A 25,052-nucleotide genomic window follows, 5' to 3' on the forward strand; every position below is an offset into this window, starting at 1 on the left:
CGAGCGTCGACACGGCACGGTACGGCATGCACACGCGCTGTTCAATTCGGGCGATCGCATGAACACCGGTGCAATGATCTCCGAAGTGGACTTGTGACGATCCGTGATCACCAATACCCTGCCACAGGATCTCTGATCACCCCCTCGTACTTCTCGCCCCTCAGGAGAAAAGTTGTCCTCCGATCCGTTCTTCGACAGCGGCCTGCGCCGCGGTCGGCTCGGCACCGCACACCTCGTCTTCTTCACCGTCGCCGCGTCGGCACCGCTGACCGTTCTCGGCGGCGGCGTCACCACCATGTACGCGGTCAGCGGCAACGTCGGCGCCGCGCTGAGCTTCATCCTGCTCGCCGCGGTGCTGGCGATCTTCGCCGTCGGCTACGCCGCGATGAGCCGGCACGTGGCCAACGCGGGCGCCTTCTACGCGTACATCGCCAACGGGCTGGGCCGGGCCGGCGGCGTCGCCGGCTCCGCGGTGGCGCTGGCCGCGTACAACGCGATCCAGATCGGCCTCTACGGCCTGTTCGGCGCGATCCTCAAGGACTTCATGTCCAGCAAGTTCGACATCAACCTCCAGTGGTGGGTCTGGGCCCTGCTGGCCTGGGTGATCGTCGGCCTGCTCGGCATCCTGCGGATCGACCTGAACGCCACCGTGCTGGCCGTCCTGCTCGGCCTCGAGTGCGTCATCGTGCTCATCTTCGACGTGGTCTCCCTCGGCAACCCGGCCGGCGGCTCGATCACCTTCGACGGCCTCGCGCCGGGCAACCTGTTCACCGCCGGCTTCGGCGCCGTCCTGGCGTTCGCCATCGCCTCCTTCACCGGCTTCGAGAGCGGCGCCATCTACAGCGAGGAGGTCAAGGACCCGCGTCGTACGGTGGCCCGGGCCACCTACATCGCGGTCGCCTTCACCGGCCTGTTCTACGCCTTCTCCGCCTGGGCGCTGACCGTGCTCACCGGCCCGGAGAACGCCGCCGCGGCCTCCGGCGAGGCGGGCGCGGGCGTCGTGTTCGGCGCTCTCGACCAGCACGCCGGCACCGTGATCGCGGACATCGCCAACGTGCTGTTCATCACCTCGGTGCTCGCCGCGCTGCTGTCGTTCCACAACGGCGTGGCCCGCTACCTCTACGCCCTGGGCCGGGAGAACGTGCTGCCCCGCTTCCTGGGCGCCACCTCCAACCGCAGCGGCGCGCCGATCGCCGGCTCGCTGGTGCAGACCGTGCTCGCGCTCGTGGTCTTCATGGCCTTCGTGTTCACCGACCGCGACCCGGTGGTGGACCTGTTCACCTGGCTCTCCGGCGCCGCCGCGGTCGGCGTGGTGCTGCTGATGACGCTGACCTCGGCCGCCGTGGTCGGCTTCTTCCGGGGCCGGCCGGGCCCGGAGACGGCGTGGCAGCGGGTGATCGCCCCGACGCTGGGCACCATCCTGCTGGCCGCCGTGCTCGGTGTGCTGCTGGTGAACTTCGACTCCCTGCTGGTGCCGGGCAGCCCGTCGTACCTGAAGTGGCTGCTGCCGGCGATCCCGGTCGTCGCCCTGGTGATCGGCCTGATCTGGGGCGTGGCCCTCAAGTCGGTCCGGCCCGAGGCGTACGCCCGGATCGGCCGGGTCACCGAGGAGGGCCTGCACGAGCCGGGCCTGCACCCGGTGCCGGACGCCGAGCGCGACGCGTGGGCCACCGGCCACCGCCGCTGACCCGCTGGGACCACAACGGCCCGACCGCCTCGCGCGGTCGGGCCGTTCGTCGTTTCCGCCGGTCGGGTCAGCCGGTGACGGCGGTCAGCGCGGGCAGGTACGCCGAGGAGTGGCCGGCGGCCTTCGGGTGGTACGACTCGACCACCGGGAAGGTGGTGCCGTTGATCCACGGGGTGGCGGCGCAGACGCCGTGCCCGGCGAACCGGCCGCGGACGTCGGCGTAGCTGAACCCGGCCGCCGCGGCCCGCGCCGAGATGACGCTCGAGATGGTGTCCGAGCCGCCGTTGAGCAGGCCGCGCTTGTACTCGTTGATGCTGCCGAAGCCGCAGTAGCCCAGCTCGAACAGGCGCGGGTAGCCGAGCACCACCACCCGGGCGTACGGCGCCCGGCTGCGGATCGCCCGGTAGGTCTCGTCCAGCCGCCCGGGCAGCGTCCCGGTGATGTACGACTTCGCGTTGTTCACCGCGGAAAGGCAGCCGCTGTCGGTGCCGAGCCGGCAGGTGGTCACCACGTCGGCGAAGCCGGCGTCGTTGCCGCCGATGCTGATGGTGACCAGGTCGGTGCCGGAGTTCAGCGCGCCGAGCTGGTTGCCGAGCACCTCCCGGGTGGTGGCTCCGGAGCAGGCGACGAACTGGAACGTCGACACGGTGTGGCTGTTCACCCAGAGCCGTGGGTACGCCTGCGGGCTGCGCAGGCAGGAGCCGCTGGTGCCGTCGTAGTTGTTGGTGCCGACGCCGGAGGAGTACGAGTCGCCGAGGGCGGCGTAGTCGGTGCCGGCCGCGGCGGCCGGGGTCGCCAGGCCGAGGGTGAGCAGCAGGCCGGCGACGAGTGCGCCGACGGTGGGGGAGACGCGGATGCGCATCGGGGGGCCTCCAGGGGGATGGGGGCCCACTTCGTAACATGTGGTCTACTCGCTGGTAACATTCTCGGCGCTCGATCTGGCGCCTGGTGTGAATGTCGTCGCCCCCGCTTGCCATCGAGCGATAGATCGAAGATCATGGATGGGTTTGGGTCGACGGCGCCGAGGGTGGAAGCGCCGGGCGTGCCGAAGCCGCCGACCAGGGCGATCTGGTCGGCGGCAGGCGTGTGTCGTTCACGTGCGGGCGGGCCGGGTCCCGGGCAGTTGCCCCGGACCCGGCCCGCCGAATCGTCCGCTCAGTCCCGGCTGACCCCCTCCGGGTGCATTCCGGTCGCCTCCTCCAGCGCGTTGTCCGGCAGGTCCCCGCCGGCCGCGTCGTCCGGGAAGGACCGGCGGGCGGGTGCCGGATCGGGCGGCGCCCCCGGACCGGCCTCCACGTGCCGGCCCGGCTCGACCGAGCCGAAGCCGTGCCGGCCCGCCGGACCGGTCGGTGCCGCGGGTTCCCCGGCCCGGCGTTCCCCGCGCCGCCCCGGCGGTACGGCGGACTCCTCGCTGCCCTCGCCCATCGGGTCGTCCTCACCCGCGCCCCAGGGCGGTCCGGCGTCGAAGCCGTCCGTGGTGCCCCACGGGCCGACGGACTCAGGTCCGCCGCGCGCTGCGTCGTTCGCCGTCATCCTCACCTCGCTGGTCGTCGCCGACCGCGGCCGGCGATCCGTTTCAGTGCGACATCGTCATCCGGCGCTTCATCCCGGCCATCCCCACGACCTTGCCGGCCGTCATCGGCGCGCTCAGCAGCCCGCCGGCCCGGCCCAGCATGCCCCGGAAGACCTGCCCCGGCTTCTGCTGCTCACTCATGTACGCGGTCACCACGACCAGCGCGCCGGTCAGCGCGGGGATGGTCCACTGCAACAACTTCATCTGCCGCTGCTGCGCCGCCACGTCCGACGGCGTCTGGTAGTTGGGCTCGGTGGTCCCATCGACCGACGGGTTGCCCGCCTTCTCCAACTTCATCCCGAGCAGCCGGCTGTAGCCGGTGACCGCCAGGGCGCCGACGGTCAGCGCCGTCTTCACCGCGCTCATCTTGGCCACCCCGCGTTGGGTCATCACCCGCGGGCTCTCGGTGGCCAGCTCGCCGACCGCGCCGGCCAGGTGCGCGCCGATCGCCGCCGCGTTCACCGGCGTCCACCGGGACCACCCCGCCGAGGCGACCGGAAGCCGCTGGGTCGAGTCGCTGATCTGGGCCGCCGCCCCGTTGACGCCGAGCGCCCCCATCAGCGAGCCGCCGAACCAGGCCGCCAGGCCCAGATCGTGCATGGAGCGCAAAGCGGTGTGCCGTTCGGACATCTGTTCCCCCTCAACCGTGTTCGGGCGCAGCGGCATACCCACCGATCGCGCTGCTACGCCCCCGGGCCCCGAACGCTTCCGACGGCGACGTCCGCCCTGGTCCGGCGGGGTGCGGCAGGACTCCTCCGACGGCCGGCGGGTAGGCGGGGGCAGGGCCGAACGCGCCACGTCCGGCGCACCCGGGGGATTCGCCGGCAGCCCGGCGGGGCATCATCGGCGGCGATGATCGACAGGAGCGGTATGGGCGGGGCGGTGGACGAGCCGGACGGCACGTCCGTGGTCGACCACGCCCTGCTGTTCCGGTCCACCCCCACGCCGTACCTGGTGCTCAGCCCCGACCTGACCATCGTCGAGGTGAACGAGGCGTACCTGTGGGCGACCGGACGCACCCGCGCGGAGCTGCTCGGCCGGCACGTCTTCGACGCGTTCCCCGGCAACCCGGACAGCTCCGACGCCAGCGGGGTGCCCAACCTGCGGGCCTCCCTGATCCGGGCCCGGGACACCGGCCGTGCCGACACGATGGCGTTGCAGCGCTATGACATCCCCGACGGCGCCGGCGGCTTCCTCACCCGGCACTGGAGCCCGATGAACGTGCCGGTACGCGACGAGGCCGGGCGCACCGTGCTGCTCGTGCACCGGGTGGAGGACGTCACCGACTTCGTCCGGGAGCGGGACCGCAGCCGCGCCGACCGGGCCCGGGGCGAGGACCTGCGCCGCCGGATGGAGGAGGCCGAGCTCGACCTGTACGCCCGGGCCCGGGAGCTGCGCGCGGCGCTGGAGTCGCAGGGCGTGGCGACCCGGCAGCTGACCACGCTGGTGGAGCTGGCCGGCCAGCTCGCCGGCTGCGAGACCGTGGCCGCGCTGACCGAGGTGGTGATCGACCGGGGGCTGGCCGCGTTGGGGGCGGACGGGGGAGCGGTGGGCGTCCGGGACCAGGGCCGGATCCGGCTGACTCTGACCGACAGCCTCGGCGGGCGCACCCGGGAGCGGTACGCGGACCTGCCGTTGGACGGACCGCTGCCGGCCTGTACGGCGGCCCGGCGCGACGAGGTCGTCCTGCTGCCCGACCGCGCCACGACCCTGGCCTGGTCGGACGAGATGGCCGACGTGCTCGACGACACCGGGCTGCGGCGGTGGGTCGCCCTGCCGCTGCGGGTCGGTGACCGGCTGCTCGGATCGCTGACCGTGGGCTGGCGCGACGACGCGCCGTTCCGGCCCCGCGAGGTGGAGCTGCTGGGCGCGTTCGCCGCGCAGTGCGCGCAGACCCTGGACCGGATCCGGATCCACCAGGCCCAGCGGCGCACCTCCGAGACCCTGCAACGCAGCCTGCTCACCGAGCCGCCGCCGACGGCCGGGCTGACCGTGGCGGTCCGCTACCACCCGGCCGCCGAGCACGAGCAGGTCGGCGGCGACTGGTACGACGCCTTCCCGGCCTCGGACGGGGCCGCCACCCTGGTGATCGGCGACGTGACCGGGCACGACCGGCGGGCGCTGGCCGCGATGGCGCAGATCCGCAACACGCTGCGCGGCGTCGCGTACCTGATGGGTGCGCCGCCGGCCGGGAGCCTGGCCGCGCTGGAACGGGTGCTGGCCGGCCTGAAGGTCGAGGCGCTCGCCTCGACGGTGCTGGTCCACCTCTGGGCGCCCGGCCAGGTCGGTGGCGACCCGCGGCGGGCCCGCCTGGTCTGGTGCAACGCCGGCCATCCACCGCCGGTGCTGATCGGCCCGGACGGCGCCGCCCGGCTGCTGAGCCGGCCGGTGGACCCGATGGTGGGGCTGGGGATCGGCCGGTCGCGCCGTGACCACCAGCTGCTGCTCGACCCGGGCAGCACGCTGGTGCTCTACACCGACGGGCTGGTGGAGCGGCGGCACGAGGTGCTGGACGAGGGGCTGGAGCGCCTGCGGGCGGCCGCCGCCCGTCTGCACCACCTGCCGGTCGAGGAGTTCGGCGACGCCCTGCTGGCCGAGCTGGCCGACGTGCCGAGCGACGACATCGCCCTGCTGGCGGTCCGGGTCACCGGCTGACCGTACGCCCTCGGCGGCGGGTCAGCGTTTCGGCAGGGTCGCCGCGAAGGCGGCCACCCGGGCGGCCACCGGGCCGGCGGCGCGGACCCAGGTGAAGTGGTCCAGCGGGGTGCCCGCCTCGTCGACGGTGTACCGGTCCCGGGTCACCGGAGCGGCGGTCAGCTTCGCGCAGAGCGCGTCCATGGTGGGGTGCGGGGTGTACTGGTCGTCGTCGACGCTGACCGCCAGCACCGGCGTCCGTACGCCTGCCACCGCCGCCTCCGTGTCCACCCCGTCCAGCCGGGGGAACCGCCCGGTCCGCGCGGTGTGCGCCCAGTCCCGGATCACCCCGCGGGCCTGCCGTCCGCCGAAACCCCAGCCCGGCCAGACCCGCAGCGCCGCGGCCACCGCCGCGATCCCCTGGGTGTACGGCAGCACCGCCCAGCCGCGTACGCCCGGGTAGTGCCGCCAGTACGGGATGCCGACCGCCACCAGGGCCAGCCCGTCGACCCGGCCGGTGTCGTGCAGGGCGAGGTGCAGCAGGGCGGCCTGCCCGCCGAGCGAGTGGCCGAGCAGCAGGGTGGTCCGCCCGTCCAGGGTGGGCTTGAGCGCGTCGAGCACCGCGCCGACGTCGGTGGCCAGTTCGGCGTAGCCGTACCGGCAGGCGCGGCCGGGGCGGGGGGTGCTGGCGCCGGTGCCGCGCAGGTCGGCGACGACCACGGCCAGCCCGGCCGCGCGCAGCGCCGCCGCGAACGGCCGGTAGTAGCGGGCCCGGACCCCCATCGCCGGCCAGATCACCACCACCGGCGCGCCGGTGACACCCTCGGGCTCGGGATAGCGCTGGACGCCGATCCGCGCCCCGTCGACGTCGACGAACTCCTGCCGGTACTCCGGTTCCCCGTTCACCGGTCCAGCCTAGAACCGGAAGCTACCCGTGGGTAGCCACGGGGTCGGGTCGGCGGGGCCGTACCGGCCGGTGCGCGGTGGCCCGGTCGACCCGCTCCACCGCGGCCAGCACGGCCGGCACGTCCAGCGCGGCGAGCGCCGGGTGCACGCCGCCGTCGGCGGCCGGCGGGCGCGGGCCCACCCAGAGCGCCTGGTGCCGGGGCCGGTCCGGTGGCGGCCCCCACTGCGCGGGGGAGACCGGGCCGAAGAGCAGGACCGACGGGCACTCGTACGCGGTGGCCAGGTGCCCGATGCCGGTGTCGCCGCTGACCACCAGCCGGCCGTGGGCGACCAGCGCGGCCAGCTCACCGACGTCGGTGCGGCCGGCGAGCACCGCCGCGTCGGGCAGTCCCGCCCGGCGGGCCACCTCGACGGCGACCGGCCGTTCGGCGGCGGACCCGGTGACCACCACCCGGTGCCCCCGCCGGGTCAGCTCCCGGGCCAGCGCCGCGAACCGGTCGGCCGGCCAGCGGCGCTGCACCGCCTTGGCCCCCGGGTGCACGACGGTCACCCCGATGGGCAGCCCGGCCGGGTCCGGCCGGCGCAGCGCCAGGTCGGTGCGGTCGGCGGGGATCCCATACCAGGCGAGCAGCCGGCACCAGCGGTCCACCTCGTGCTCCTCGGCGAACCAGACCGGCCCGTCGTGATGCCCGGCGTCGGGGTTGGCGAAGGCGAGCATCCGGCGTGGTCGGGTGGTGCTGAGCATCCGGTGCGACTGCGGGCCCCTGCCGTGCAGGTTGACGGCGATCTGCGGTGCCGGCCCGGTCCAGGGCAGCGGTCCGAGGCCGTCGGCGTGGATCCGCCGGTCGATGCCGCCGACCAGGTCGACCAGGGGGTCGAGCCAGGCCGGCGCGACCAGGGCGAGTTCCTGCTCCGGGTACGCGGTGCGCAGGGCGCGCAGCGCGGGGACCCCGGTGGCGAGGTCCCCGACGCCGAGCGCCCGCAGGACGAGGATCACGGGTACGACGACTCCTGCTCGGCGCAGACCACCATCTCCCGCACGGCGCAGCCGGCCGGCTGGGACAGCGCGAACATCACGGCCGCGGCAGTGTCGGCCGGATCGTTGAGGACCGCGTCCGGACCAGGCTTGTACGCCGCGTCCCGATCGTCGAAGAACGCGGTACGCATCCCGCCCGGAATCAGCAGCGTGACGCCGACGGTCCCGGCGAGTTCGGCGGCGAGGGCGCGGGTGAAGCCGACCACCCCGAACTTCGCCGCGCAGTACGCGGTGGCGTCACTGACCGCCTTGACGCCCAACGTCGACGCCACCGTCACCACCGTGCCGTGCGAACGCTCCAGGTAGGGCACCGCCGCCCGGACCACCGCGGCCGTACCGAGCAGGTTGATCGCGACGATCCGGTCCCAGGTCACCCCCTCGACGTCGGCCAGCTTCCCCGGCACGTCCATCCCGGCGGCGGTCACCACCCCGTCCAGCCCGCCGGCCTGCTCGGCCAGCTGCCGGGTGGCCTCCTCGGCGGCCCGGGTGTTCGCCAGGTCGCACTCCAGCCACGGCACCCCGTCGGCCGGCGCCTGCCGGTCCAGCACGTATGGTCGCCCGCCGGCCTTGGCCACCGCGGCCACCACGGCCGCCCCCAGCCCACTCGACCCACCGGTCACCAGAACCGCCGAACCGTTGAGATCCTTCATGCTTACACCGCTCCCTTGACGAGGTGCAGGCCGCGCTGACGCGCGGCGGAGATGGTGCCGGTGGTGGACCGGCCGGTCAGGTAGGGGACGGTGACGACCCGCCCGCCCCAGCGGTGGATCAGCTCGGCCTCGGGCAGCTCCGGGGCGTCCTCCCCGGCGTAGTCGCCGCCCTTGACCCAGACGTCGGGGCGCAGCCGGGCCAGCACCTGGTGCGGGGTGGGCTGGTCGAAGACCAGCACCGCGTCCACGCAGTCCAGGGCGGCCAGCAGCCGCGCCCGGTCGGCCTCCGGGTTGACCGGGCGCTCCGGGCCCTTGAGCCCGCGTACGCTGCGGTCGGAGTTGAGGCAGACCACCAGGCAGTCGCCGAGTCGGCGGGCCGCCCTCAGGGTGGCCAGGTGCCCGGCGTGCAGGATGTCGAAGCAGCCGCCGGTGGCGACGACGGTCCCGCCGTCGGCGCGTACCCTCGCCACCAGCTCCTCGGCGGTGCGGGCCGCGACCGGCGGGGCCGACCCGTCCCGCTCCCGGTGCAGGCCGGCCGCCCCACCCGCCGCCACGTACGCCGACGCCGCGGCCACCGCGGCGCCGACCGCCTCGCCGGTCGAGGCGCCGTCGCCCAGCGCCAGGGCGGCGGTGGCCGCGAACCGGTCACCGGCGCCGCAGGTGTCCTCGACGTGCTCCAAGGCGTCCGGGGGCGGTACGACCAGCGGGGTGGGCCCGCCGTGGCAGAGCACCGCGCCGTCCGGGCCCATGGTCACCGCCACCGCGCCCGCCCGCCAGCGTCGACGCAGCTCGTGGCCGGCGCGGGTCGCCGTGGACAGCGCCGAGCCGCCACCGGCGTCCCCGGTGAGCTGGCGCAGCTCGCCGAGGTTCGGGGTGGCCAGCCGCGTGCCCGGCACCGCGGCCGGGCCGCGCGGGTGCGGATCCCAGACCACCGGCGCCGACGCACCGGCCAGCGCCGTGCGCAGGGTGGGCTGGCGCAGCAGCCCGCGGCCGTAGTCGCTGACCAGCACGGCCCGGGCCCGGGCCAGCAGCTCCAGCACCGCCTCCGGTGGCTCGCCGGGGGCCTGCGGGTCGCCGCCCCGGTCCAGCCGCAGCAGGGTCTGCCCGCCGGAGCGCAGCCGGATCTTCTCGGCGGTCGCGCCGGGCAGGTGCAGTGGATAGACCTCCACCCCGGCGCCGGCCAGCAGCTCCGCCAGGCGGGCCCCGCCGGCGTCGTCGGCCAGCGCGGTGACCAGCGCCACCTCGGTGTGCTGCGCGGCGGCCAGCAGCGCGGCCAGCCCGGCGCCGCCCGGCCGGTCGGTGGCGTGCCGCTCGTCGAGCACCGGCACCGGGGCGTCCGGGCAGACCCGGCTGACCGCGCCGCTGACGTCCCGGTCCAGCAGCGCGTCACCGACCACCACCAGCGGCCCGGTCACGGCTCCACCCACCCGGTGCCGGTCGTGCCGTGGCCGTTGTGGGCGTGGCCGTTGTGGGCGGGGCCGTCCGGGGTCGCTCCGTCCAGGCCGGCGCCGCCGGTGCGGCGTCCGTGGCCGTTGGCCGGCCGGCCGATCCGGCCGCCCACCACGCCGGCGAGGACGTGCTCGTCCCAGCCGGTCCCGTCCCGGCCCACCGGCCTCCCGACGGCGGAGGCGACCGTACGCGGCGCCGGGGCGGCGGCCATTCCTGGCAGGCTGCGGACCAGCGGCAACGCCTGGTCCACGTACTCGCAGAGCAGGTGCGAGGAGACCAGGTGCAGCTCCTGCACCACCTGGCTGTCCGGCGACGGCACCGCCAGCACGTCGTCGCAGAGCTCGGCCAGCGGGTTGGGGGCGGGACCGGTGAACGCCCAGGTGCGCAGGCCCGCGTCCCGGCCGGCGTGGGCGGCGGTGAGCAGGTTGGGGCTGGTGCCGCTGGTGGACAGGAGCAGGAGGATGTCGCCGGGTCGGCCGTGGGCGCGGACCTGGCGGGCGAAGACCTCGTCGTAGCCGTAGTCGTTGCCGATGGCGGTCATGGCGCTGGTTTCGGCGTGCAGGGCGATGGCGGAGAGTGGTTCGCGGTCGTGGCGGAGTTTGCCGACGAGTTCGGCGGTGAGGTGTTGGGCCTCGGCGGCGCTGCCGCCGTTGCCGGCCACCAGCAGCCGCCCGCCGGCCACCAGGGTGCCCGCCAGCTCCCGGCCCCAGCGGGCGAGCAGCCCCTCGCACTCCCGGTAGGAGAGCAGCGCCTCCGCCAGGTGGGCCAGGTGCGCGTCGAGCACCGACGGTCCCCGTCCGCCGTCGGCCGGCCGGAGGTCCGGCGACTGCGCCGTCATCCGGCGACCACCCGGGTCGGCCGGCGCACCGCGGTCACCTCGCCGTAGACCTCGGCGAGCTTCTCCGCCGTGGCGGCCCAGGAGTAGCACCGCCGGGCCCGGTCCAGCGCCGCGGTGGCGTACCCGAAGCGGCGGATCCGGTCGGTGAGCAGGCCCTGGACGGCGGTGCCCAGCGCCCGCGGGTCGCGGGCCGGGACCAGGTCGCCGGTGCGGCCGGGCACCACCGTGTCGGTGAGGCCACCGACCGCGGTGCCGATCACCGGGATGCCGCAGGCCATCGCCTCCAGCGGGGTGAGGCCGAACGGCTCGTACCAGGGGGCGGCGACCAGCACGTCCGCCGACCGGTACCAGGCGCCCATCTCCTCGCGGGGGACCGCGCCGACCAGCCGCACCCGGTCGGCCATCCCGCAGGAGGCGGCCAGGGCCCGCAACCGCCGGGCGTACGGGTCGGACTCCAGCAGGCCCGCGGGGGGACCGCCGACCACCACGCACTCCGCGTCGGGTACGTGGGCCATCGCCCGGATGACCGTCTGGAAGCCCTTGCGTTCCACCAGCCGGCCGACGGTGAGGATCCGGGCCCGTCCCGGCACCCGTTCGGCGGCCGGCCCGAGCGGGGTGAAGGTGTTCAGGTTCACCCCGGACGGGATGATCGTCATCCGGGAGCGGGGCACCCCCATCCGGACCAGCTCGCCGACCTCGTCGCGGCACTGGGCGACCACCCGGTCGACCGAGCAGCCCAGCTCCCGCTCGTAGGCGACCCGGCGGGCCGGGCTGGTGTCCTGCACCCCCTGGTGCCGGCGCTTGACCGTGCCCAGCGCGTGGTACGTCTGCACCACCGGCACCCCGGTCCGCCCGCCGGCGCTCAGCGCGGCCAGCCCGCTCATCCAGAAGTGCGCGTGGATCACCTCGGGCGTCCAGTCGCCGCCCCGCCACCGCTCCACCAGCCAGTGGCTGAACTCCCGCATGTGCGGCAGCAGCTCGTCCTTGGCCAGCGGCTCCGCCGGTCCGGCCGGTACGTGCACCACGTCGAAGCCGTCCGGGGCGCGGACGGTGACCGGCAGGTCGGGGGCGTCGCGGCGGGTGTAGACCCGGACCTCGTGGCCGGCGTCCACCAGGGCGGCGGCCAGCTCCGCGACGTGGGTGTTCTGACCGCCCGCGTCCTCCCCGCCGAGGACGGCGAGCGGGCTGGCGTGCTCCGAGATCAGCGCGACGCGCATACTTCCTCCTCCAGCAGCCGGTCCCAGTCGGCGAGGAAACGTTCCAGGCCGTAGCGCTCCCGGGCCGCCGCCCGGGCCTGCGCGCCCGTGCGGGCGGCCAGCGACCGGTCCTCGACGAACCGCCGCGCGCCGTCGCGCAGGACGTCGATCCGGGTGGACAGGACGCCGGCCGGTGGCGGCACCGCCACCACGGCCTCGGTGGTGGCCAGCGCGACCACCGGCATGCCGATGGACATGGCCTCGATCAGGCTCAGCCCGAGCGAGGTCCACCGGCACAGGTGCAGGTACGCCCGCCGCCGGGCCACCTCCTCGTGCATCCGGTCCTGCGGCAGGTCGTCGTACCCGGTAACCGGGTGGGCGGTGGGCCCGCAGCGTTCGGCGAGGGCGGCCGGCAGCCCGGCCACCCCCATGCCGAAGACGTCCAGCGGGGCGACCTGCGCGAACCGTGGCATCAGGTCGGTGCCGGTGACCCGCCAGCGGCGGACCGGCTCGTTGGTGACCACGGCGAGCCGGTCCAGCTCGCCGGTCCACTCGACCCGGGGCGGGACGATGCCGTGCTCGACGACGGCGGTGCGGGTGCCGCCGTTGTCCCAGAACAGCTCGTTGAAGTGGGTGACGTGGACCAGCAGCAGGTCGTCCCGGTCGGCCATCGGGTGGCGGGTGTTGGGCACGTCGCCCTTGGGGGTGTTGTGCTCGACGTAGATCGCCGGCAGGTCCCGGCCGGGCCGCCGGCCGAGCCACTGCTCGGCCAGTTCCAGCTCGTCGGGGCGTTGCAGGATCACCAGGTCCACGTCGGCGCCGGCCAGTTCCTGCGGGGTCACCTCGACGGCGTTCTCCGGCCACGGATAGGTCCGCGCCCGGCCCAGCCCGTACGGGCCGCGGTCGGGGGTGACCGGCACCAGGTAGCGGTGCGGGCCGTGCACGAAGGACGTCGTCCAGGAGCCGTGCACGTGCCAGAGCAGGACGTTCATGTCTCTCCTCACACGGGGGCGGTCGGTCGGGACGAGGGCGGGTGGGGCTCAGCCCGGGGGCGGCGCGAGCAGCCGGACGGCGTCGACCACCTGGGCGGGGTCGACGCCGGCCAGGCAGGGATGGTCGGGCACCGGGCAGCGGGCCGCCCGGGTGTCCCGGCAGGGCGCCCCGGCGTCGCCGAGCCGGACGGCGGGCACCCGGTAGGGCCCCCACTGCCCGTACGGCACGGTGGGCGCGAAGAGGCTGACCACCGGGGTGCCGACGGCGGCGGCGAGGTGGGCCGGGCCGGTGTTGCCGACCACCAGGCAGCGCGCCCCGGCGATGATCCCGGCCAGCCCGGCGAGGTCGGTCCGGCCGCCGAGGTCCTCGCCACCGGCGGCGGCGACCCTGGCCGTCAGCTCCCGTTCGCCGGGGCCGCCGGTGACCAGCACCCGGTGTCCGGCGGCGGTCAGCGCGGCGACGATGTCGGCGCAGCGCTGCGGCGGGCAGGCCCGGGCGGGCACCGACGCCCCGGGATGCACCACCACGTAGTCGCCCCCGTCGGTGTCGGTCACCGCGTCGTCGCGCAGCCGCAGCACCGGCTGGTCGTGGTCGGCGAGGGTGAAGCCGGCTGCGGCGGCGAGGGACAGGGCGCGTTCGGGCTCGGGTACGCCGACCGGCACGCGGTGGCGGACGTCGAGGAGGCTGCCCGGGTAGTCGTCGCTGACCGCGCTGATCCTCGGCACGCCGGCGATGCGCAGCAGCAGGGCCAGGGGGAGAGCCGACTGGTGGAAGGACGTGAAGATGATCGCCTCGTCGGCGCCGACCCGGGTGAGCCGGTCGGTGAGGCGGCCCATGTCATCGGGGTCGACCGGCTGCGGGTCGCCGTCGATCCAGGGCAGCCGCCACTCGATCAGTTCGTCGACGCCGGGCAGGAGGTCGGCGGCGGCGCGGCCGCGGGGTCCGCAGAGCAGGACGACCTTCCGGGCGCCGGCGGCGACGGCGCGGATGGCGGGCCCGGTGACCAGGACGTCTCCGGCGGAGTCGCTGCGGACGACCAGGACGGTGCCGGCCCGGTCCCGGCGGGGGGTGGTCGGGCGGAGGGCGTTCTGGCGGCGCAGGATCTCGGTGACGGCGGCGGGCAGGTCCCGGGCCACGTGCGGGGCGGCGGCGACCTCCTCCGGCCGGGTGACCGGGGTCGGCACCAGCATCCCGGTGGCCCCGGCGGCCAGCGCGGCCGTCACGTCCCGGCCGATGTCGCCGACCAGCACGCAGCGGCGCGGATCGGTGCCCAGCGCCCGCGCGGCGGCGTGCACCATGCCGGGGGCGGGCTTGCGGCACGGGCAGCGGTCCTCGTCGTCGTGCGGGCAGACCTGCCAGTCGTCGAACGGGCCGAGCAGCTCCTCGATCCGGGCGTGCACCGCGTGCATCTGCGCGGCGGTGAAGTAGCCCCGGGCCAGGCCCGACTGGTTGGTCACCACACCCAGCCGCAGGCCGGCCGCGCGCAACCGGTCCAGCGCCTCGCGCACCCCGGGCAGCGGGCGCACCTTCTCCGGGTCACCGTTGTAGGGCACGTCCTCGACCAGCGTGCCGTCCCGGTCCAGCAGCACCGCGTCGTACAGCGGGGAGGTGGACATCAGCCCACCGCTCCCGGCCGGGCCGCACGCACCACGTCACCGGCGCCGACGGCGCGGGCCCGCCGCCAGCCGCGTACCCAGTGCGCCACCGCCAGCGGCGGGATCAGCGCGCTGGTCACCAGCATGGTGGCCAGCTCGTCGGCGGTGCGCGGGCCGGGCGCGATCCGGGCCCGGGCGAACTCCGCGGTGCCCGCCGCCCAGGCCGCCCCGGCGACGGCCGCCGCGACGGCCGGCCACCGGCGGCCGGTGGCCGCGCGCAGCCCGGCGGCGGCCAGCGCCACCGTGCCGGCCGCCGCGACCGCCACGTGCCGGGGTCGCCGGCCCGGCGGCAGCTCCAGTTCGCCGCGCCAGCGCGGCCCGTAGAGCCGGCGCAGCAGCGCGTCGTCGGCGTTGCCGCGCTGGGTGCGCAGGCTGATCCAGCGCCCCTCCGGGCGGACCGGATGGGTCACCCGCCGCCGGCCCCGGCGCAGCGCGAAGCCGGCCCGGCGGACCCGGTGGGCCAGCTCGGCGTCCTCCCGGTAGGCGCGGGGGAAGCGCTCGTCGAAGCCGCCCACGGCGGCCAGCGCCGACCGACGGTAGGCCATGTCCGCGGTGATCCAGGCGCCCTCGGCCAGCCCGGCGGTGCCGCGCTCCCAGTCGGTGGGGCGCCGGTCGGCGGGCAGCGGCACCTCGACCACGCCCTGCACGCCGCCCACCCCCGCCGGCACGGCCAGGTCGTCGACCAGCCGCCGCGCCCAGTCCGGCGCCGGCACCACGTCGTCGTCGAGGAAGACCACCCAGGAGCCGCGGGCCGCCGCCGCGCCCAGGTTGCGGGCCGCCGCCGGGCCCGCGCCGCGCCCGGTCAGCACCTTCGTGTACGCGGCCAGCGCACCCGGCACCGCCAGCTCGCCGCCCTCGTGCCCACCCCGGTCGTCGACCAGCAGCACCTCCACCTCGGGCAGGGTGTCGAGCTGCCCGGCGAGGGCGTCGAGCAGCACGGCCAGGCTGGGCCGGCCGAGCGTCGGCACCACCACGCTGATCACCGGTCACCGGCCAGCGACCGGCGGTGCACCGCGAACGGGCCGAGGGCGAGCAGGTCCACCGGCGCGGAGCCGAACAGCTCCATCGCCTCGCGCGGGGTGTCGACCATCGGCCGGCCGGCGGTGTTCAGCGAGGTGTTCACCACCACCGGCAGGCCGGTACGCCGCTCGAACTCGGCGAGCAGCTCGGCGACCAGCGGTTCGGTGTCGGTGTGCACGGTCTGCACCCGGGCGGTCCCGTCGACGTGGGTGACGGCCGGGATGCGGTCCCGCCACTGCGGCTTCACCTGGTGCACGAAGAGCATGTAGCGGCTCGGGTAGACCCCGTCGAAGATGTCGGCGAAGCGTTCCGCGCGGACCATCGGGGCGATCGGGCGGAACTGCTCCCTCCCCTTGACGTCGTTCATCCGCCGGGTGGTCTCCGGGTCGCCGGGGTGGGCCAGCAGCGACCGGTGACCCAGCGCCCGCGGGCCGTACTCGCTGCGCCCCTGGTACCAGGCGACGATGCCGTTGTCGGCGAGCACCCGGGCCGCCTCGGCGGCGATCGACTCCGGCCTGGTGTACGGCAGCGCCGCCCGGCGCAGCTCCGCCTCCAGCTCCTCGTCCGACCAGCCTCGGCCCAGGTCCGCCCCGGTCATCGGGACCGACCGGTCACCGAGGCCGGTGGCCACGTGCAGGGCGGCGCCCAGCGCCGTGCCCGAGTCGCCGGCGGCCGGCTGCACCCAGACGTCCCGGTACGGCCCCTCGGCGGCGATCCGCGCGTTGGCCACGCAGTTCAACGCCACCCCGCCGGCCATCGCCAGCGTCGACGGGCCACCGGCGGCGTCGTACAGCCAGCGGGACAGGTCGAGGATGACCTCCTCCAGCCGGGCCTGCACGCTGGCGGCCAGGTCGGCGTGCTCCTCGGTCAGCTCACCGTCGGGCGGGGTCGCCTTGGCCAGGCTCGCCCAGTCGATCCGGTCGACGTGGAAGCCACCCTCATCGGTGACGGTTACCAGCTCGCGCAGCAACCCGAGGTGCTTCGGCCGGCCGTACGAGGCCAGGGCCATCACCTTGTACTCGTCGCTGGAGTGCATGAACCCGAGGTGCCGGGTCAGGTCCTCGTAGAGCAGGCCCAGCGAGTGCGGCAGCTCCTGGGAGTACAGCGACGACAGCTGCCCGTCGCGGTAGACGCCGGACAGGTGGCTGGCCACCTCGCCGCGCCCGTCCAGGACCAGCACGGCGGTGTCGTCGCCGGCCGGTGGGGCGGCCAGCCCGGCCGAGGCGGCGTGCGCCACGTGGTGCGGTACGAAGTGGACCTTCTCCGGGTCGAGGCCGGGCAGGGCGGCGGCCAGGAACTGTGGCGCCCGCCGGGCGTAGTCGACCCGCAGCCAGTCCCACGGGTCGGCCAGGCCGAGGTCGCCTGCGTCGCGGCACAGCCCCGGATCGAAGGAGTACGCCACCGCGTCGATGCCGTCGACGTCCAGGCCGGCGGCGTCCAGGCACCAGGCGGCGGAGAGTTCGGGCAGTTCCCAGGCGGAGAAGGGCACCGGGCGCTTGCCGTGCTTGCGGCGGCTGAACCGTTCCTCTTCGGCGGCGGCCACCACCCGGCCGTCGACCACGACGGCGGCGGCGGGATCGTGGAAGATCGCGTTGATTCCGAGGACGCGCATGAGACGTTGCTACCCCCGGTTCGCCGAACTAACCGGAGATCATCGACTTCTCGCCAACGTCCTGGCCTGCACTGATATGTCGGTTGTGGAGGGAGTTCCGGCGGCGGGGTCCGGGCGCCCCCGCCGCCGTCGGGCGGTCAGACCCCGCCGCGCAGCATGCCCGGACCGAACACCTCGTACGCGATCCGCTCCACCGGTACGCCCCGGCGTAGCAGGCCGCCGCGGACCTGGTTCATGAACGGCAGCGGTCCGCAGAGGTGCACGTGGGCGTCGGGGGAGAGCGGGATCAGGTCGGGGTCGATCCGGCCGGTGGCCACCTCCGCGTCCGGGGTTTCCCGGTCGTCGGCGCCGGCCCGCTCGTACCAGAGCTTCAACCGGAGGTTGGGCAGCCGGGCGTGCAGCCGGGACAACTCGTCACGGTGGGCGTGCGCCGCCCCGTCCCGGTCGGCGTGGGCCAGCACCACCGGCCGTTGCGGGGCGGTGGCGGCGAGGTGTTCCAGCGCGGCCATCGCCGGGGTGAGGCCGATGCCGGCGCTGACCAGCACCAGCGGCCCGTCGCCGGTGACCGCGCTGACCTCGCCGAAGGGTGGGCTGAGCCGCAGCACGGCGCCGGGGGCGACCCGCTCGTGCAGGAAGGTGGAGACCAGGCCGTCGGGGGCGCCGCCCTCACCCCGGACCCGCTTGACGGTGATCCGCCAGTGGTCGGCGCCGGGGCGTCCGGAGAGGCTGTACTGCCGGATCTGCTGGCCGAGCCCTCCGTCCAGGTCGACCGCGACGGAGACGTACTGGCCGGGGGTGAAGCCGGGGACCGGGCCGCCGTCGGCCGGGACCAGGGTGAGCGAGACGACGTCGGTGGCCTCGACGGTCACCCCGGTGACCCGCCAGTCCCGCCAGACCGACCCGCCCTCGGCGAGTCCCGCCTCGGTGTAGAGCCGGGCCTCCCGGGCGATCAGCTCGCAGGCCAGCAGCCAGTAGACCTCGTCCCAGGCGGCGGCGACCTCTCGCGTGACGGCGTCGCCGAGCACCTCGCCGATCGCGGCCATCAGGTGCCGCCCGACGATGGTGTACGAGGTGGCGGTGATACCCAACGACGCGTGCTTGTGCGCGATCCGGTCCAGGATCGGCCCCCAGGGCACGCCCGGTTCTCCGGTCAGGTGCGCGGCGTACGCCACGACGGCCCCGGCCAGCGCCGCCTGCTGCGCCCCGGTGGCCTGGTTGCCCCGGTTGAACAGGTCGAGCAGCTCCGGGTGGGCGGCGAACATCCTCCGGTAGAACCGGCCGGTGATCTGCTCGCCGTGCTCCTGCACCACGGGCAGGGTCGCGGTCACCACGGCCTTCGACGATTCCGACAGCACGGCGTCCTCCTTCTGCGTTGCCTTCCGATCACACTTAAACAGGAGTCCTGGATTCCTCTTCAGGGCCGAAGGTCCCGGGTCGGTTGTTGCGCAGGTCACGGGACCTCGGGCCCTGTCCGGCGACGGGCGGCGTGGCTAGGGTCGGGTCGTGAAGCTCAACCGGTCCACCGACATGGCGCTGCGGATCGCCATGTTCACCGCGCCCGCGTCAGCTCGGACCACCGTGGACGAGCTGGCGCTGCGGCTGGACCTGCCCCGCAGCCACGTGGCCAAGGTGGTGCAACGCCTGCAACGGATCGGCGTGCTGGTCACCATCCGAGGACGCTACGGCGGTGTCGCCTTCGCCGAGGACGCCGAGCTGATCACCGTGGGCCGGGTGGTACGCGCCTTCGAGGGCGAGGACGAGGTGGTGGCCTGCGAGGAGTCCGGCTGCACGCTGCGCGCCGGTTGCCGGCTGCGGGTCCAGCTGCGCCGGGCGCAGGAGGCGTTCCTCGCCGTTCTGGACGGCGTACGCCTCGGCGACCTGGTCGACGACCCGGCCGGGCCGGTGCCGCTGACCCTCGGGATCGCCGCGCGCTGAAGCGCCGCCCCGGCGGGCCGGCGCCGCTAGGCTGAGCGTCCCCGTCGATACGGAGCGCCGATGCCACCCACCCGGGTCTCCCACCCGATCTTCGCCCGGCTCTACGAACGGGCCAGCGTCTCCCTGGACCAGGCCGGTGTGGCCGAGCACCGGCGCCGGCTGGTCGCCGGCCTGCGCGGCCGGGTGGTCGAGGTCGGCGCCGGCAACGGCCGGATGTTCCCGCACTACCCGCCGGCGGTGACCGACGTGCTGGCCGTCGAGCCGGAACCGCGGCTGCGGGCCGCCGCCACCACGGCCGCCGCCACCGCCCCGGTTCCGGTCACGGTGGTCGACGGGGTGGCCGACGCGCTGCCGCTGCACGACGGCGCGGTCGACGCCGTCGTCACGGCGCTGGTGCTCTGCACGGTGCCCGACCAGGCCGCCGCGCTGCGCGAGGCGTACCGGGTGCTGCGCCCCGGCGGCGAGCTGCGCTTCTACGAGCACGTCCAGGCCGAGTCGCCCGGCGGGCTGCGCCGGGTCCAGCGGGCGCTCGACGCCACCCTGTGGCCGCTGTTCTGCGGCGGCTGTCACACCGCCCGGGACACCGTCGCGGCGATCGTCGCGGCCGGCTTCGAGATCACCGAGCTGGACCGGTTCCGCTTCCCGCCCGGCTCGGCGCTCACCCCCGCCTCGCCGCACGTCCTGGGCGTCGCCCGCCGGCCCTGAGCGCGGCGCCGCCGCCCACCGTCGGGCGGGCGGCGGCGGGTGCGGTCAGCTCACCGTGACCGTGCCGTCCGGCGCGCGTACGCAGGTCACCGCGCGGGCGCTGGTCGCGGCCGCGCCGGTCAGGCAGCGGGCGAGCACGCCGTGCCCGGCGGCGTTCGGGTGCCACGACTCCTGGCAGGTCTGGAAGTACGTGCCGCAGGTGTTGGCGATCCGCTGGATGTCCAGCTTGTCGTACCCGGCGAGGCTGGTCACGAAGACGCCGGACGGCCCGTCCATCGACCGGATCGGGGTGGCCAGCGCGCCGGTGGGGCTGCCGGACTGCTCGCAGAGCCGCGCCCCGTCGAAGGCGTGCTGCACGTTGACGTAGACCAGGTCGGCGGTGGGGAACTCGGCGGCCATCGTGGCGCGTACCGAGCCGACCAGGGTGCCGAGCCGCTGGGCGAAGCGCTGGCCGGTGCCGAGGCTGGCCCGGTGGATCGGGCAGCCGGCCGCGTACCGCTCGGCGCCGAGGGCGCGGAACTTGTCGCGGGTGTCGTCCCGGTCGTCCTCGGTCCAGAAGTTCGTGGCCAGCTCCGCCGGGAGCGGATCGGTGTAGTCCTGGAAGACGACCCGGTGCTGCCCGTCCGCGTCGACCTCGTCGAGGGTGGTGAGCAGCTGCCGTACCGCCGCCGTGGTCTCCGCGGTGGCGGCGCTCAGCTGCGCGGCGGTGGCCAGGTCGTCGTCGGTGCACGGATCCTGCTCCACCGGCCCGCCCAGGTAGGCCCAGAACTCCCACCAGCCGGTCCAGGCGTCGGCGATGAACCGGTTGGCGCACTCCTCGGCGACCTTGCCGAAGGTGAAGGAGCTGTTGTTCGAGCCGAGGCCGACCAGCACCAGGTCGATGTCGTGGGTGCGGGCCACCGCGCGCAGCTGGTCGAGCTGCGCGGTCACCTGCCGGCCGTTGGCCCGGCTGGCCGAGGCGTTGGCGAAGTCGTAGGGCTGGCCGCCGGAGCAGGCCAGGTTGAACCGGTCGGCGATGCCGGGCAGGTCGGCCCGGTTCAGCGAGGCGTTCGGCGAGCGGTGGCAGAAGTACGCGTTGGAGTTCGGCGCCGACCAGCCCGGGAAGGACTGCGCGACGCCGGCGACGTCGACCACCGGGGAGTACGCCCCGGCGCCCTCGCCGCTGATGAAGCTGTCGCCGAGCGCCACCGCCGCGGTGGGCAGCGCCGCCGCGGCCGGGGCGGGCAGGGCCACCGCCGTGGAGAGGGCGGCGGACGCGACGGCGAGCAGGGTGCTCAGGGCGGTACGACGGAACCTGGACATACGTCCCCCATCCGGCCAGCTGAATGTGAAAGATCCTCCGGTGCCCGCGATCAGACCACCTCGCTGTGACGGACGTCAATACTTCGCAGCAGGTTCGTCACCGGACGGAAACACCCGGATCGCTCGCCCCCGGCCGCCGAGGGGGAAGAGGCCGACCGCCCGACGCGTTGTCGCTCGGGTGGCCCGGACCGGCACCGCCCCGGCGGGTCGCGCGGCCCTGCGCCGTTGTGTCGGAGCGTCCGACTAGGCTCGCCTCGGCGCGCCGCGCGTAATGATCAAGACGGTGAGATCAAGACGGTGAGCGGCACCACACCGCCGAGACCTGGGAGTACGACCAGTTGACCGCAGAGCCTGAGACCCTGTACGGGGCCGACGACCTGACACACCTGGAGGGCCTGGACGCCGTCCGGAAGCGCCCAGGTATGTACATCGGCTCCACCGACAGTCGTGGCGTGGGTCACCTCGTCAACGAGATCCTCGACAACTCCACCGACGAGGGGGTCGCCGGCCACGCCACCCGCGTGGAGGTGATCCTGCACGCCGACGGCTCCGTCCAGGTCGACGACGACGGTCGGGGCATCCCCACCGACGTGCACGCCAAGTCCGGCATCTCCGGCGTCGAGCTGGTGCTCACCCGGCTGCACGCCGGCGGCAAGTTCGGCGGCTCCGGCTACAAGACCTCCGGCGGCCTGCACGGCGTGGGCGCCTCCGCGGTCAACGCGCTGTCCCGCCGCTTCGACGTCACCGTGCGCCGCAGCGGCAAGGTGCACAGCATGTCGTTCCGCCACGGCGTACCGGGGATCTTCGACGGCGACGGCCCCGACGCCCCCTTCACCCCCGGCCCGGGCCTGCAGATCGTCGGCGCCATGAAGCGCGGCCAGCGCACCGGCACCTCCATCCGGTACTGGCACGACGCCCGCTACTTCGAGACCGGCGCCACCCTGGACGCCGACGCCGTCCGGCTCAAGCTGCGCAACACCGCGTTCCTCGTCCCCGGCGTGACCTACCTGCTGCGCGACGAGACGGCCGCCGAGCCGGCCCGGGAGACCTTCCACTTCCCCAACGGCCTGACCGACATGGTGGAGTTCCTGGCCCCGGCCGGCGACCGGCCGGTCTCCGGGACGCTGCTGGTCACCGGGGAGGGCACCTACCGGGAGAACGCCGCCGACGCCAACGGCGTCATGCAGTCCAACGTGCAGCGCAGGGCCGAGGTCGAGGTGGCGTTCCGCTGGGGCACCGGCTACGAACGCACCGTCGAGTGCTTCACCAACACCATCCGCAACGCCCACGGCGGCACCCACCGCAAGGGCTTCGAGCGGGCCCTGGCGCGCACCCTCGCCGACGCCGCCCGCAACACCCGCGGCCTGCTCAAGCCCAGGGAGGACGCGCCCACCCTGGACGACGTCCTGGAGGGGATGACCGCGGTGGTGCACGTGCGGATCCCCGAGCCGCAGTTCACCTCGCAGACCAAGGACGAGCTCTCCACCGCGGGCATCACCAAGGTGATCCAGACCCAGGTGGAGCAGCACCTCAAGGCCTGGCTGGAGGACCGCCGGACCAAGGCCGAGGCGCGGACCGTCCTCCAGAAGATCGTCGACGCGGCCCGGGTGCGGCTGACCCAGAAGCAGCAGAAGGACGCCGCGCGCCGCAAGACCGCCCTGGAGGGCGCGTCGATGCCGGCCAAACTGGTCGACTGCCGATCCAATGGAGTGGAGCGCAGCGAGCTTTTCATCGTGGAGGGGGACAGCGCCCTCGGGTGCTTCACCGGGGACACGATGGTCGCCCTAGCCTCCGGCGAGAGCCGATCGTTCGCCGACCTCGCGGCGGACTGGGCCCAGGGGGTCAGGCACTTCGGCTACACCACCAACAAGGCCGGCCGGGTGGTGCTCGCCCCACTCGTCGAGCCGAGACTGACCAAGCGCGCCGCCCCGTTGGTGCGGGTCACCCTCGACAACGGCGAGTCCGTGCGCTGCACCCCGGATCACCTGTTCCGGCTCCGCGACGGTTCGTACCGTCGGGCTGATGCGCTCACCGCCGGCGACTCCCTCATGCCTCTTTACCGCACCCTCTCTCGCAAGAGCCAGGGACAGAATCTCGAGGGGTACGAGCGCGTCTGGATGAACGACCGCGAGGAGTGGGTCTACACCCACTACCTCGCCGACGCCTGGAACCTGCGTCACGGCCGGGACAGTGCCGCCAACGGCAACGTGCGCCACCACATCGACATCAACAAGCTCAACAACGACCCACGCAACCTCCGGCGGATGACCTGGGCCGACCACTCGGCGCTGCATGCGGCGATGATGGGCGAGCACGTGCAGGCCGGCTGGCGGGAGTGGTTCGCCAACGGCGGGCGGGAGTTCCGCTCGGCAATGTTGACGGCCCAGTGGCAGGATCGCGCCTTCCGCGAGGCATGCCTGGCCCGCCTCTTCACGCTCAACGAATCGCCCGCGTTCCGGGCCAAGATCGAGGCCGCTTTCCAGGACTGGTATCACGGCCTCGACGCTGAAGAGCAGCACGCCTACGCGGAGCGGATGCGGGTGCGGCAGGCCGAGTACTGGGCTCACCCCGAGCACCGGGCAGCGGCGGCCGAGCGGGTCAGAAAGTATTTCGACGATCCCGCTCGCCGCGCCGAGTGGCGGGAGCGTTCGGTGCGGCAGTGGCAGGATCCGGAACTCCGCGCCTGGCGTTCCCGGCAGACCACCGAGCAGTTCGCCGACCCCGCGGAGCGGGACCGGCAGCGCAACGCGGTGCAGGCATGGCATCGGGACAATCCGGAGTTCGGCGAGCGGCACTCGCAGTTGATGCGGCAGCGCATGACGGATCCCACCATTGGACAGCTTTCAAAGGCCCAGGCTGGCCGGGCCCGCTATGTCGCCACCACGCCCCGCGACGTCCGAGTCGGGAGGCAGCACGAGGGCCGCAAACTCGCAGCGTTGCGTCGCCTCCCCCCGCTCCTGAGCCTTCCCGACGACGAGTTGCCGGAGGCCTACGAGGCTCACCGGATGCAGCACGCCCGTACCGGCCTTCGCTTCGACCGTCTCCTCGCCCTCTACGACGGCGACTTCGGTCGTCTCCGGCAGGCTGCCTCTCTGGTTAACCACAAGGTGCTTTCGGTCGAGGCGCTCGACGAGACAGCGGACGTGTACGACCTGACCGTCGAGGGCTACCACAACTTCGCCCTCGAAGTCGGAGTGTTCGTCCACAACAGCGCTCGGGTCGCCCGCACGGCCGAGTATCAGGCGCTCCTGCCGATCCGCGGCAAGATCCTCAACGTGCAGAAGGCCAACCTCCAGCAGGTGCTGGACAACGCCGAGTGCGCGGCGATCGTGCAGGTCCTCGGGGCCGGCTCGGGGCGTACCTTCGACCTCTCCGCGCTGCGCTACGGCCGGGTGCTGATCATGGCCGACGCGGACGTCGACGGCGCGCACATCCGAACCCTGCTGATCACCCTCTTCGCCCGCTACATGCGGCCGCTGATCGAGGCCGGCCGGCTCTACGCCGCGATGCCGCCCCTGCACAAGATCACCACGAGGGGGCGCAACCCGCAGACCATCTACACCTACACCCAGGCGGAGATGGAGGCGGCGGTCCGCAAGCTGGAGAAGGCCGGCAAGCAGATCGTCACCCCGATCCCGCGCTTCAAGGGTCTGGGCGAGATGGACGCCGACGAGTTGTGGGAGACCACGATGAACCCGGCCACCCGGGCGGTCCGCCGGATCACCCTCGACGACGTCGACGCCGCCGAGCGGATCCTCGAACTGCTGATGGGCGAGAAGGTCGAGCCGCGCCGCAACTGGCTGATCGACTCGGCCGACCGGGTCGACCGCGAGGCGATCGACGCATGACCACCGGGTTCCT

The 25,052-nt window shown here is 74.5% G+C and carries 18 protein-coding genes and 2 pseudogenes; 5 read left to right on the forward strand and 15 right to left on the reverse strand.

Annotated features, from left to right (window positions below):
• Nucleotides 1–172 precede the first annotated feature (172 nt).
• Entirely contained in the window at nt 173–1,687 is a 1,515-nt protein-coding gene (locus tag GA0070564_RS17915; protein ID WP_091609822.1) for an APC family permease, read from the forward strand.
• A gap of 67 nt (nt 1,688–1,754) precedes the next feature.
• Here the strand turns inward: GA0070564_RS17915 and GA0070564_RS17920 are convergent, their stop codons facing one another.
• The 3 genes from GA0070564_RS17920 to GA0070564_RS17930 form a co-directional block, all read right to left on the reverse strand.
• Nucleotides 1,755–2,549, reverse strand: coding sequence for an SGNH/GDSL hydrolase family protein (locus GA0070564_RS17920; protein WP_091609823.1), 795 nt, complete (start codon nt 2,547–2,549; stop codon nt 1,755–1,757).
• 293 nt (nt 2,550–2,842) lie between these two features.
• The gene (locus GA0070564_RS17925; protein ID WP_091609824.1) at nt 2,843–3,220 is read right to left on the reverse strand and encodes a hypothetical protein; all 378 of its coding nucleotides are present in this window, start codon (nt 3,218–3,220) and stop codon (nt 2,843–2,845) included.
• Between the two features lie 43 nt (nt 3,221–3,263).
• Entirely contained in the window at nt 3,264–3,890 is a 627-nt protein-coding gene (locus GA0070564_RS17930; protein ID WP_091609825.1) for a hypothetical protein, read from the reverse strand.
• Nucleotides 3,891–4,112: 222 nt separating this feature from the next.
• Between GA0070564_RS17930 and GA0070564_RS17935 the strand changes: the two genes are divergently transcribed.
• The gene (locus tag GA0070564_RS17935; RefSeq protein WP_091609826.1) at nt 4,113–5,915 is read left to right on the forward strand and encodes a SpoIIE family protein phosphatase; all 1,803 of its coding nucleotides are present in this window, start codon (nt 4,113–4,115) and stop codon (nt 5,913–5,915) included.
• A 21-nt stretch (nt 5,916–5,936) separates the two neighbouring features.
• On the opposite strand, the gene GA0070564_RS17940 is transcribed toward GA0070564_RS17935, so the two are convergent.
• The 11 genes and pseudogenes from GA0070564_RS17940 to GA0070564_RS17990 form a co-directional block, all read right to left on the reverse strand.
• A complete protein-coding gene (locus GA0070564_RS17940; RefSeq protein ID WP_091609827.1) occupies nt 5,937–6,800 on the reverse strand; it encodes an alpha/beta hydrolase family protein in 864 nt (287 codons plus the stop codon).
• A gap of 22 nt (nt 6,801–6,822) precedes the next feature.
• Nucleotides 6,823–7,797: a glycosyltransferase family 9 protein gene (locus GA0070564_RS17945; protein WP_091609828.1), complete on the reverse strand. Its 975-nt coding sequence runs from the start codon at nt 7,795–7,797 to the stop codon at nt 6,823–6,825.
• A complete protein-coding gene (locus GA0070564_RS17950; protein ID WP_091609829.1) occupies nt 7,794–8,486 on the reverse strand; it encodes an SDR family oxidoreductase in 693 nt (230 codons plus the stop codon). Before GA0070564_RS17950 ends, GA0070564_RS17945 begins: the two co-directional genes overlap by 4 nt.
• A 2-nt stretch (nt 8,487–8,488) precedes the next feature.
• The gene (locus GA0070564_RS17955) at nt 8,489–9,901 is read right to left on the reverse strand and encodes a PfkB family carbohydrate kinase (RefSeq protein ID WP_091609830.1); all 1,413 of its coding nucleotides are present in this window, start codon (nt 9,899–9,901) and stop codon (nt 8,489–8,491) included.
• 218 nt (nt 9,902–10,119) lie between these two features.
• Nucleotides 10,120–10,773: pseudogene (locus tag GA0070564_RS17960) on the reverse strand (D-sedoheptulose-7-phosphate isomerase); the annotation flags it as partial.
• Nucleotides 10,770–11,990 (reverse strand): glycosyltransferase, encoded by a 1,221-nt coding sequence (locus GA0070564_RS17965; RefSeq protein WP_091609832.1) that lies wholly within the window; start codon nt 11,988–11,990, stop codon nt 10,770–10,772. The gene GA0070564_RS17965 and the pseudogene GA0070564_RS17960, both read right to left, overlap by 4 nt.
• Entirely contained in the window at nt 11,975–12,961 is a 987-nt protein-coding gene (locus GA0070564_RS17970; RefSeq protein WP_091609833.1) for a glycosyltransferase, read from the reverse strand. The genes GA0070564_RS17965 and GA0070564_RS17970 overlap by 16 nt, the downstream gene beginning before the upstream one ends.
• A 48-nt stretch (nt 12,962–13,009) precedes the next feature.
• Nucleotides 13,010–14,578, reverse strand: a complete 1,569-nt coding sequence (locus tag GA0070564_RS17975; protein ID WP_091609834.1) for an HAD-IIIA family hydrolase — start codon at nt 14,576–14,578, stop codon at nt 13,010–13,012.
• Complete coding sequence (locus tag GA0070564_RS17980; RefSeq protein WP_091609835.1) at nt 14,578–15,600, reverse strand: glycosyltransferase family 2 protein; 1,023 nt, start codon at nt 15,598–15,600, stop codon at nt 14,578–14,580. Before GA0070564_RS17980 ends, GA0070564_RS17975 begins: the two co-directional genes overlap by 1 nt.
• The gene (locus tag GA0070564_RS17985; RefSeq protein ID WP_091609836.1) at nt 15,597–17,249 is read right to left on the reverse strand and encodes a carbamoyltransferase family protein; all 1,653 of its coding nucleotides are present in this window, start codon (nt 17,247–17,249) and stop codon (nt 15,597–15,599) included. The genes GA0070564_RS17980 and GA0070564_RS17985 overlap by 4 nt, the downstream gene beginning before the upstream one ends.
• A 137-nt stretch (nt 17,250–17,386) precedes the next feature.
• Nucleotides 17,387–18,604, reverse strand: coding sequence for a globin domain-containing protein (locus GA0070564_RS17990; RefSeq protein ID WP_091609837.1), 1,218 nt, complete (start codon nt 18,602–18,604; stop codon nt 17,387–17,389).
• Nucleotides 18,605–18,752: 148 nt separating this feature from the next.
• Here GA0070564_RS17990 and GA0070564_RS17995 point away from each other — a divergent pair, with 148 nt between their 5' ends.
• Both GA0070564_RS17995 and GA0070564_RS18000 read left to right on the forward strand, forming a co-directional pair.
• Nucleotides 18,753–19,184 carry an RrF2 family transcriptional regulator gene (locus GA0070564_RS17995; RefSeq protein ID WP_091609838.1) on the forward strand — a complete coding sequence of 144 codons (432 nt, stop codon included), beginning with the start codon at nt 18,753–18,755 and terminating at the stop codon, nt 19,182–19,184.
• Between the two features lie 60 nt (nt 19,185–19,244).
• A complete protein-coding gene (locus GA0070564_RS18000; RefSeq protein ID WP_091609839.1) occupies nt 19,245–19,889 on the forward strand; it encodes a class I SAM-dependent methyltransferase in 645 nt (214 codons plus the stop codon).
• 45 nt (nt 19,890–19,934) lie between these two features.
• Here GA0070564_RS18000 and GA0070564_RS18005 read toward each other — a convergent pair whose 3' ends face one another.
• Nucleotides 19,935–21,191 (reverse strand): SGNH/GDSL hydrolase family protein, encoded by a 1,257-nt coding sequence (locus GA0070564_RS18005; RefSeq protein ID WP_091609840.1) that lies wholly within the window; start codon nt 21,189–21,191, stop codon nt 19,935–19,937.
• Nucleotides 21,192–21,493: 302 nt separating this feature from the next.
• On the opposite strand from GA0070564_RS18005, the pseudogene GA0070564_RS30570 reads away from it, so the two are divergent.
• Nucleotides 21,494–25,039, forward strand: a pseudogene (locus tag GA0070564_RS30570) (ATP-binding protein); the annotation flags it as partial.
• Nucleotides 25,040–25,052 lie beyond the last annotated feature (13 nt).

The organism is Micromonospora mirobrigensis, assembly GCF_900091555.1.
GTDB classification, from domain to species: domain Bacteria; phylum Actinomycetota; class Actinomycetes; order Mycobacteriales; family Micromonosporaceae; genus Micromonospora; species Micromonospora mirobrigensis.